Origin of the sequence: Acinetobacter sp. A2, assembly GCF_012371325.1 — a bacterium.
In the GTDB taxonomy this organism is placed as follows: Bacteria; Pseudomonadota; Gammaproteobacteria; order Pseudomonadales; family Moraxellaceae; genus Acinetobacter.
Genome location: NZ_JAAZQX010000005.1, coordinates 102,871 through 111,180, shown reverse-complemented (window position 1 = coordinate 111,180; position 8,310 = coordinate 102,871). Strand labels below are relative to the sequence as shown.

At 37.9% G+C, this 8,310-nt stretch carries 10 protein-coding genes and 1 pseudogene; 5 read left to right on the top strand and 6 right to left on the bottom strand.

Annotation, left to right across the window (positions count from 1 at the left end; all coding sequences use genetic code 11):
- From HHA43_RS03630 to HHA43_RS03620, 3 genes and pseudogenes are all read right to left on the bottom strand, one after another.
- A pseudogene (locus HHA43_RS03630) lies at positions 1 to 353 on the bottom strand (transposase); the annotation flags it as partial.
- A gap of 295 nt (positions 354 to 648) precedes the next feature.
- Entirely contained in the window at positions 649 to 813 is a 165-nt protein-coding gene (locus HHA43_RS03625; RefSeq protein ID WP_168417353.1) for a hypothetical protein, read from the bottom strand.
- Between the two features lie 540 nt (positions 814 to 1,353).
- Positions 1,354 to 1,584, bottom strand: a complete 231-nt coding sequence (locus tag HHA43_RS03620; RefSeq protein ID WP_168417354.1) for a hypothetical protein — start codon at positions 1,582 to 1,584, stop codon at positions 1,354 to 1,356.
- 212 nt (positions 1,585 to 1,796) lie between these two features.
- Here HHA43_RS03620 and HHA43_RS03615 point away from each other — a divergent pair, with 212 nt between their 5' ends.
- Together HHA43_RS03615 and HHA43_RS03610 are read left to right on the top strand one after the other, a co-directional pair.
- Positions 1,797 to 2,294, top strand: coding sequence for a CinA family protein (locus HHA43_RS03615; RefSeq protein ID WP_168460714.1), 498 nt, complete (start codon positions 1,797 to 1,799; stop codon positions 2,292 to 2,294).
- Between the two features lie 92 nt (positions 2,295 to 2,386).
- On the top strand, positions 2,387 to 3,022 hold the full coding sequence (locus HHA43_RS03610) for an aminotransferase (protein WP_168460712.1): 636 nt from the start codon (positions 2,387 to 2,389) through the stop codon (positions 3,020 to 3,022).
- 124 nt (positions 3,023 to 3,146) lie between these two features.
- Here HHA43_RS03610 and prpC read toward each other — a convergent pair whose 3' ends face one another.
- Together prpC and prpB are read right to left on the bottom strand one after the other, a co-directional pair.
- On the bottom strand, positions 3,147 to 4,283 hold the full coding sequence (prpC, locus tag HHA43_RS03605) for a 2-methylcitrate synthase (protein ID WP_004973461.1): 1,137 nt from the start codon (positions 4,281 to 4,283) through the stop codon (positions 3,147 to 3,149).
- Between the two features lie 4 nt (positions 4,284 to 4,287).
- Positions 4,288 to 5,172 (bottom strand): methylisocitrate lyase, encoded by an 885-nt coding sequence (gene prpB / locus HHA43_RS03600; RefSeq protein WP_004973459.1) that lies wholly within the window; start codon positions 5,170 to 5,172, stop codon positions 4,288 to 4,290.
- A gap of 336 nt (positions 5,173 to 5,508) precedes the next feature.
- Between prpB and HHA43_RS03595 the strand changes: the two genes are divergently transcribed.
- From HHA43_RS03595 to HHA43_RS03585, 3 genes are all read left to right on the top strand, one after another.
- Positions 5,509 to 6,159, top strand: coding sequence for a TetR/AcrR family transcriptional regulator (locus HHA43_RS03595; protein ID WP_168417358.1), 651 nt, complete (start codon positions 5,509 to 5,511; stop codon positions 6,157 to 6,159).
- 111 nt (positions 6,160 to 6,270) lie between these two features.
- On the top strand, positions 6,271 to 7,191 hold the full coding sequence (gene argF / locus HHA43_RS03590; protein WP_168460710.1) for an ornithine carbamoyltransferase: 921 nt from the start codon (positions 6,271 to 6,273) through the stop codon (positions 7,189 to 7,191).
- A gap of 182 nt (positions 7,192 to 7,373) precedes the next feature.
- Entirely contained in the window at positions 7,374 to 7,817 is a 444-nt protein-coding gene (locus tag HHA43_RS03585) for a hypothetical protein (protein ID WP_228284146.1), read from the top strand.
- A gap of 71 nt (positions 7,818 to 7,888) precedes the next feature.
- Here the strand turns inward: HHA43_RS03585 and HHA43_RS03580 are convergent, their stop codons facing one another.
- A complete protein-coding gene (locus HHA43_RS03580) occupies positions 7,889 to 8,242 on the bottom strand; it encodes a YnfA family protein (protein WP_168460706.1) in 354 nt (117 codons plus the stop codon).
- Positions 8,243 to 8,310: the final 68 nt, after the last annotated feature.

Sequence of the window (8,310 nt, the reverse complement as noted above, 5' to 3'; positions counted from 1 at the left end):
TACAAGCCAAACGAATACTAATGGCATGCTGGGCAACTGCCTGTTGTGCCATCTTACGCCGGCAAGATGGCTTTACCCTTGCGTAGCAGTGCTACTCATTGCCATCGCTTCCTGGATGATTTCGGCCTTTAATCGCTCTTCAGCATACATTTTTTTAGTCTGGTATTTTCTGCTTCCAGCTCTTTCAGTCGAGCCATCAATGAGGTATCCATACCGCCATATTTGGCACGCCATTTATAAAACGTGGCATTACTCATGCCATGTTCACGACAAAGGGTGGCTACAGGTGTGCCAGACTTCGCCTGTTTTAAAATGGACATGATCTGGCTGTCAGTAAATTTAGATGTTTTCATGCAGAATCTCCTGCTCGTATCTTAAGAGAAAATTCTACTTTTAGATCCTATTATTTTTAGGGGGGATTACCCCCCTCACCACCCAACCAATGCTTTTAATAATTTTCAGGCAAAAAAAATCCCACATGGGAATGTGGGAAAACTAAGAAACTACAGCAATGTTCTATTCGCTTATTTTATCGTCATTCACTTGATATTCACTGGCAGAAAATTACAATTTCTTGCTGTGTTTTAAATCAATACATACCATTCAAACATCTCAACTTTAACGCTGATGTAAGGCCATAGAGTCTGATCATGGTTTTCGATCTAACTCGACCAATCCCTGACGGGCTTCAGTAATGATCATCTGGATTTCTTCATTCTGTTTTTGCTTCTGATCAAAATATACATACACACCCAGTGAAATTCCCACAGCTAAAATGATCAGTGCCATGCTGATGATTACATTTTGATTCATTGTATTTTGCTCAATCTTTCTTAGCCATCATTATGTGATGCAAATCACATTTACAACAATAACAAAAAAGCTCAAAAGCTACAAACAAAATACAATATTGTAACTACATTATAAAAATCACTTTATAATTTAACAATATAAGAAAAACCAAAATATAACGTCTATTCAAATAATATTTTTATAAAATTCAATTATCTTTAAAAATTCTTGTAAGCATCTTGCAAACTGTACTATCGCTTTGAGTAAAGTGTAATATTTAGGACGTTGTTGCTAAAAAAGATCCTGTGGAAACTTTAAAATTCACCCTAAAATTTAAAAATATTAATAAACAAAAAGTTAGTCGTTTTTTTCAATTCAAACATCAAAATATGATTTTAGATAGACCCAAAGCATTTGGCATTTTGTTTCAGATGAACCCTATATTTCTGTAATCAAATATACCAAACTCTACAAAGAAGCGGCTCAAAGTGTGGATTTCACAATAAATACTTGTAAACCCTTCCTCAACCGCTTAGCTTCAAAACTAGACAATTGCTGTGTTTAAACCACAATAACTCTTACAATGATGGTCTGATTTTCTTCGTTTTCTTCAGTGAGCTGTAAACGCTTCTGCTCTTTGCTGATTACTCTAAATCGCATATTTTGATATTCGATAATATTTGGTATTTGATCAAAATATTGAGCATCTGCCTCAATTTCTTCCTGAAATAAAGGTGTACCCAATTGATAATCCAAACTTTTTAATACCATATATTTTACTGTTGTTTTCATGAGCACCTGCCTTATCTTACTTTTTGCTTTACTTTTATTTTTATCACCGTTTATGCCCTGATTAAACTCATAATTGTAAATTTCGCTGTATTTATATGCAGTTAAATCAGCAGTGATGAGATTAAAACCAATTTTAGATTGATGATTTTCCGCACAAGTACAGAAAATTCAGTACACTTAAATAGCTTACTCTATTCCCTTGCAGATGAATCATGCTCAAACATTGCTGTGCCTTACTTGAACAACGCCAACTAACAGTGGCTTTTATTGAAAGTGCCAGTTCTGGTTATTTATGTAGCCAATTTTCTATCTATAAAAATAGTGGTGCGAATATTTTACTCGGTGGATTGGTCAGTTACGATCCAAGCATTAAACGTGAAATCCTGAAAGTCAGCGCAGAACTAATTGATACTTATACCGCTGAATCACCCGAAGTCACTCAAGCCATGGCAATTCAGGGGCAAAAGTTATTTAGCCGTGCGGACTTTGTAGTAGCATGCACAGGTTTACTCAAACCAGGTGGCAGTGCCACACCTGAAAAGCCCGTCGGAACATTTTTTATCGCCATTCAATATCTGCAGCAGACTTATCATTACCAATATTTTTTAGAAGGTAATCCTTTACAACGTCTAGAACAATTAACCAATTTGGTTGCTCAAAACCTAATAGATTTAATCCAGCAAGATTCTAATACGCCAATGACATCTTGAAATAAACCTAAAAAGTAAACTGCATAATTCACACACTTTATTCATGGTTCAGTCGTACACTCGCTTTATGTATAAAGTGGATGATCTATGCCATGCGCTACAACGTTATTCTGTTCGTTACTGCCAGTTTATGGCTACCTAGTTTTGCTTTTGCAACTGTTGGTGGTCCACAAAATATTGAAGTTTTAGGTTTAGATCAAGCAGATCAAAAAGTCTATTTAATGCGACATTATTTAGATGGTCGTGGTCGTTTACCGCAATTGTATTACTATCAACTCAACCGTACACAAACGAATTCCAAACAGTCACCTGTAAAACTGATTGAGGTTAAATCACTGTATATCAATCCAAAAACCAAACGCATTGATTATGATCAGAACAGTCAAAAATTTGATCGTGAAATTGCTAAAATTAAAAAGCGGTTGAAACCTTTAACGCCAATCCGTGCCAGTTCTGCCAAAATTCAAATCCTTTCAAAGAAGACAGTCTACGTCGCATCCTGGTTTGATCCTGAAATTAAAGTTCCTCAATTTAGCTACACCTACCGCATACGATATGGCAAGTATAAAAGTCCTGTCCAAAAGGCAGTGGATTATAAAACAGGATTAAGTATTTCTCAGCGCTATCAAATTCCGCAACACAATAAAGTGCTAATGACCATGAAATATTTAGGTATCCCTTTTGAAACAGGTTATAGCATTGAAGACCCTGTGTTACTTTCGCCTTAAATTTGTTCAATTATTTACTGCTCAAAAAATAAGGTTCCATTCACTCAGAATGAAACCTTATTTTTAGTTTAAAAGCAGTATCACTAAACCAAAATTCTGGCTATACCGCTTTTTAGAGTGCCAATTAAGCTGCTGAACGCTCTGCAATTGGTACAACTTTGCGTAATTCAGGACCAGTATAATCTGCACTTGGACGGATAATACGGTTATCAGCGCGCTGTTCCATTACGTGAGCAGCCCAACCTGTGACACGACTCATCACAAAAATCGGGGTGAACAGTTTAGTTGCAATACCCATGAAGTGATAAGCAGACGCATGGAAGAAGTCAGCATTACAGAACAATTTCTTCTCACGCCACATCACTTCTTCACAACGTACAGATACAGGATAAAGTACAGTATCACCTACATCTTGTGCCAAACGCTCAGACCAAATTTTGATGATGCCATTACGTGGATCATTGTCTTTATAGATTGCATGACCAAAGCCCATGATCTTTTCTTTACGCTCAAGCTTACCTAGCATTTCACGCTCAGCTTCTTCTGGCGAGGTCCAGTTTTCAATCATTTCCATCGCAGCTTCATTGGCACCGCCATGCAATGGACCACGTAATGAACCAATCGCACCTGTAATACATGAATGCATGTCAGATAAAGTGGATGCGCAAACACGTGCCGTAAAGGTCGATGCGTTGAACTCATGCTCTGCGTATAAAATTAATGATACGTTCATCACTTGTTCATGCAATTCATTTGGTTTTTCACCGCGTAATAAATGCAAGAATTGTGCACCGATTGAGTCATCGTCAGTATTTTCTTCAATACGTACGCCATCGTGACTATAGCGATACCAATAGCAGATAATGGCTGGCAAAGTTGCCAAAATACGGTCTGCAACATCTTGTTGCTGTTCAAATGACTGTTCGGTTTCTAGGTTACCTAACATTGAAACACCTGTACGCATCACATCCATTGGATGTGAATCTGCAGGAATACGCTCAAGCACTTCTTTCAATGCTTGTGGCAATGCACGTAAAGATTTCAATTTTGCTTTATAGGCAGCCAATTGCTCTGAAGTAGGCAATTCACCAAAGAAAATCAGGTAAGCAACTTCTTCAAACTGGCAATTTTCTGCCAAGTCTTGTACATCATAACCACGGTAAGTTAAGCCTGCGCCACTTTTACCTACAGTTGAGAGTGAAGTTTTACCCGCCACTTGTCCGCGCAATCCTGCGCCTGTGAGTACTTTTCCTTCAGCCATTTTTTTAATTCTCCTGTTTGAACAGCTTGTCTAATGTGTTTTCAAAAGTGTGATAATCAAGGAATTCGTATAATTCTTTACGTTGCTGCATTTTGTCTAAGACATTAACTTGAGTGCCATCTTTACGAATAGATTGCATCACTTCTAAGGCAGCTTTTTGCATGGCACGTGTTGGTGAAAGTGGATACAACACCATACGAATACCCTGCTCCGCCAATTCTTCTGTGGTGTAGTATGGGGTATCACCAAATTCAGTAATGTTTGCAAGTACTGGTACACCAACTGCATCACATACTGTTTTATACATGGTAATGTCTGTCATCGCTTCAGCAAAAATTGCATCTGCACCCGCTTCCACACATGCACAAGCACGGTCAATCACCGCTTGCAAACCTTCTTTTTGCAAGGCATCTGTACGTGCCATGACTACAAAGTTTGAATCAGTTTTTGCATCAACCGCAGCTTTAATTCGATCGACCATTTCTTGCTGAGTTACAATTTCTTTGTTTGGACGATGTCCGCAACGCTTTTGTGCAACCTGATCTTCAATGTGTACTGCAGCAGCACCTGCAGCAATCATTTGTTTAATACTGCGGGCAATATTAAATGCACCACCCCAACCAGTATCAATATCCACCAATAATGGAGTATCTACACGCTCAGTAATACGACGCACATCTTCCAAGACGTTGTCTAAACTGGTCATGCCCAAGTCAGGTAAACCGTAAGAGTAATTGGCGACACCTGCGCCAGATAAATAAATGGCTTTATAGCCAACCTGCTTTGCCATCATTGCAGCATAAGCATTTACCGTGCCGATAATTTGTAATGGCTTTTCCACTTCTAAAGCTTGTCTGAATCTTAAGCCCGCAGATGTTTGTTCTGTCATCTTCCTTTCCGCTTTTCTTACTATATTTTTCGAGGTTTGAGTATATCGGGAATGCAACGCTGCGCCATGACTTTTTAGAATCTATGCTCTAAAACTTTAGTCAAATAATTCGAAATTTTATTGCACAATAAATTTTCGTGATATTGCTTATTATTTAAATTTAATAAACATAGCTTTTCTGCACACTAAATAAGCAAAATTTTGCTTATTTTGAGTGTATTTCTATTTTTTCTGAATTCAAGCACGCTGCCCATACACTTCAACACAGCACGCTGTACATAAATTTGCTATAATAACAATCTCTCCCTTTGATCATTTGCTGAAATATTATCCAATATGCAAGATATCGCTCATTTAACCCCTTTCGGTAAAGATGTCCCTCCAACAAAGCGTGGACATGAGCGATGTGTGGCGCTGCTCGTCAGTGCAACTGATCTGTTTTTAGAACGTGGCTACGATGCCGTATCTTTAGATGATATTGTGCAGCATGCTGGCGGTTCTAAAGCTTCTATTTATAAATACTTTGGCAATAAAGAAGGCTTGTTTAAGGCGATTTGTGATTATCGCCGTGACAAATTTTTTCAGGATATTCACATCCCTTTTGAACAAATAGATTCAAATTTACGTGGTTATCTAATCCAAACCTTGCTGAATTTTTATCATCATATTCTAGCGCCTGAAAATGCAGCTTTTATGCGTTTGGTTTTAGAGCAAAGTCAGCGCAACCCCGACATTGCTTTACATATCCATGAACGTGGCCCTCTACACGTGCAATTGTGCATTGCCAAAGTGCTAGAGCATGCCAGCCAACAAGGACTCATTCGCTGCGAACACCCTGTTTATTCGGCACAATTGTATTTTGGAATTTTAAGAAATTTAGAATGGCGCATTATTATGGGCATTCCAAAACAAGAAACTGAACAAGAAACAATCAATTATGTAAGTTATTGTGTAGATCGCTTTCTAGACGCCCATCAAAAAGTCTAGTTTTTTTGCAATTTCTTCATCCTATAGTATATTAGCCGATTCCCTTTTTCACTTAACCAACCAACAACTAATTGTTGTTTTTCTCATTCAGCAATTATTGTGGAGTAACGAATGGCTCTACGTCACTTTCTAACATTACGCGATTTATCGACTTTAGAACTGAATCAAATTTTGCAACGCGCCATTGAGCTTAAGCGTAAACAGCATAACAATGAAGTTTTCCAACCCTTTGTGGGCAAAGTCTTGGGAATGATTTTTGAAAAATCTAGTACCCGAACTCGTGTATCGTTTGAAGCAGGTATGAGTCAGTTTGGTGGCAGCGCAATTTTCCTATCATCACGTGACACACAGTTAGGCCGTGGTGAACTGATTGAAGATTCTGCACGTGTCATTTCAAGCATGCTTGATATAGTGATGATTCGTACTTTCGGACATGACATTGTAGAACGTTTTGCATCTTATTCAAAAGTTCCAGTGATCAATGCTTTAACGGACGATCACCACCCTTGCCAGTTACTTGCAGACATGCAAACTTACTTAGAGCATCGCGGTTCAATTGAAGGTAAAACCGTGGCTTGGATTGGTGATGGCAACAACATGTGTAACTCTTATATTGAAGCTGCGCACATGTGGGGCTTTAATTTAAAAATTGCAACGCCTAAAGGCTATGAACCTGAACAACGTTTCCTGTCTGAATTTGCACACTGTGTAGAATTAGTAGACTCTGCTGAAGATGCCGCAGTCAATGCTGACCTGATTGTGACCGATGTTTGGGCGAGTATGGGGCAGGAAGAAGAACAAAAAATCCGTGAAAAAGCCTTTGCAGACTATCAAGTCAATGAGCGCTTGATGGACTTGGCACATCCAGATTGCTTGTTTATGCATTGTTTACCTGCGCACCGTGGTGAAGAAATTTCTGAAAATATGCTAGATCATAAAAACGCTGTAGTTTGGGATGAAGCCGAAAACCGCTTGCATGCTCAAAAAGCATTGGTTGAGTTTTTATTGAACGAAAACCTCAAAAAAGACTAAACGACTTCAAAGCATTGAGTACGCTTTGATGAGTTTTGTTACAAACAGCACCAAATGGTGCTGTTTTTTATTTGGCTCGTTATAATCTAAAACGACGGTTATTTTCTAAAATTTCAAAAAGAGCCTAGATGAATAATATGATGTATAAAACACTTGCGACAATAACACTTTGCGCAGCTGCAATGCTTGCTCATAGCACAACCTATGCTAAACCTAGCGAATTAGACCAATATTTGGTTCAGCACGATATTTTAACGGTTGACTACAAAATTAAAAATGTAACAGCTTTAAAAGAAATTTTAGATGTAATTAGCGATGAAGATTCACGTACTATGCCGTATCAAGTCGATCAAAATACCGTGATTGAACAAAGTACAACTACAGACAAGCAAATTAACATTCGTGGTATGATTATTTCACCCGATTTTACTCAATTTGTAGAAAGCACGGGCTACAACAATGTTAAAAACATGATTAAACAAAACTTGATTCATAACTGCGATTCAATGTTTGAGCATCAATTTCAGCGTGTAAATCCGTATGTATTGAATTTACAACTCAGTGCAGAGAAAACACAATTTAATGTGCTATTGCCGAATAGTGAATGTAAATTTAAAACAGATTAAATAAAAATTCTATAAACATCACATCCTCATTACAGGTTTAATAGGTTGAATACTCGATAAACATTTGAGATTTAACGTATTAAACCTTGAGGTTGTAAAATAATAATCAATGCACCCAAAATGACCACCATTCCCCCGAACATATCCCAACGGGTCAAATTAACCTGATCCACATACTTTAGCCAAATCAAAGCGGTGCAAATATAGATTCCGCCATACGCTGCATAAATTCGCCCCGATGCCGCAGGATGCAAAGTAAGCAACCACACAAAAGCCGCTAAAGCCAAAACTGTTGGCACCCAAAGCCACTGCGATTTTCCCTGATTCAAAATTAAATAAGGAAAATAACAACCTAATATTTCCATCACTGCTGTTATAAAAAATAAGAGCAAGCTACTGGCAATTTTTGTGATCTGAACATCCATAAGCGACTTTACTTAAAAGTGGAATACATAAAAAATAACCCATGTTGAACATGGGTTATTTTCATTCA